This is a genomic window from Alkalibacterium sp. m-11, from assembly GCF_054658155.1.
Genome location: NZ_BAAGIR010000336.1, coordinates 1 through 605, shown reverse-complemented (window position 1 = coordinate 605; position 605 = coordinate 1). Strand labels below are relative to the sequence as shown.

Genomic DNA, 605 nt, shown 5'->3' with positions numbered 1-605 from the left:
TCATTTTGCTCTAGAAACTTGATAAATACCCTGATTCTTTGTCGACGTGTGCTAATACTAGTTGGATTGTTCCCAATGGTTTGTAGCCAATTTTCATAGTCTGATAATGGAGTTATATAATTATTATGAACTGAATATAGATGGTCTGAAAAATATTTTTTCTGTGGGGAGATGCCTTGTATAACATCTTTAAAAACTAAGATTACCCTAGCCTTAGATCTCAGATAATTCGTTTTTGGTTTTTGATAGGGGATTGTTTTGGTTACTGAATAGTAATAGTGAGGTAATGCCTTGTCTATATTCTCGCTAGCCACTAAATAAGAATCATTAAATTTTGACATAATTTTAATATAAAAATTTTGCGTGCGATGATTAGGGTAATGTTCCTTAATATACTTTTCAAACTTCTGTAGTAATTTATCTGCATCTTCACAACCGTCGGTTGAAATACTCATGGAAATCCCTCCTCTAATATGTACGTTACTGTCAAATTTTTTTGTTCTTAAAGGTCTATAACCGTTGTTCTATCAAGGAAAAGACAAAAAACACTTGCCCCTCCCTCATTTATCGGTAAAATAGTAGGTATCCGACTACCAAACTATCCC

At 33.1% G+C, this 605-nt stretch carries 1 protein-coding gene; it reads right to left on the bottom strand.

Translation table 11 applies throughout. The annotated features are described in order from the left end of the window. A partial coding sequence (locus tag ACYQ2O_RS12690; RefSeq protein WP_459796767.1) for a hypothetical protein occupies window positions 1-455 on the bottom strand: 455 nt, incomplete at its 3' end. Window positions 456-605: the final 150 nt, after the last annotated feature.